This is a genomic window from Clostridium sp. AM49-4BH, assembly GCF_003478335.1.
GTDB lineage: Bacteria > Bacillota > Clostridia > Lachnospirales > Lachnospiraceae > Butyribacter.
Genome location: NZ_QUFB01000152.1, coordinates 1 through 599, shown reverse-complemented (window position 1 = coordinate 599; position 599 = coordinate 1). Strand labels below are relative to the sequence as shown.

The window sequence follows — 599 nt, the reverse complement described above, 5'->3', positions numbered from 1 at the left end:
AATCAACAAAACAGGAATACGGCATAATATCGTGTGTAGCATAAAAAATTAATGCAACAAAACAGGAATACGGCATAATATCGTGTGTAGCATAAAAAATTAATGCTTCAAATATATTAGAAATGTCTGCTTTGGTTGCAGGATTGTAATTACTATATAAATGCTTTATAATTCGGTCTAATAATGGTGGGACTTCTATCAAATCCTTTATAAATAAAAATATATTAATCAATTCGTACGTTCGTGATTCTTCTAAAAATTTAACTGCCTCTTCTCGGGAGTTAAGTTTGACTTCTTTTCCACGATATAACACTTTAAAATCTTCTATACTTGTATTGCATAATAAATAGCCAAAAACATAGCTAACATCTAATTTAACATCGTTTAACTTACAATCAATAAACTTGTGACATTCAGCATGCATTGTTGCAAAATCAGTATTTTTTATAACACAGGATTCAAATTCTATTTTTTCAGTTGTCGATCGTTCAAATGAACAATTATTTATTTGAGATTGTTTCATCTCGCAATTTTTCATATTAACCAAAATATGTTGTTTATTAAATATACATTTTTCAAATATGCTCTCTTGTATTGAT

General features: G+C 27.5%; 1 protein-coding gene. It reads right to left on the bottom strand.

The window, feature by feature from the left end; genetic code table 11:
• Positions 1-523 (bottom strand): hypothetical protein (locus tag DW981_RS14850; RefSeq protein WP_243034788.1); only part of this gene is annotated, 523 nt, incomplete at its 3' end.
• Between the last annotated feature and the right edge of the window lie 76 nt (positions 524-599).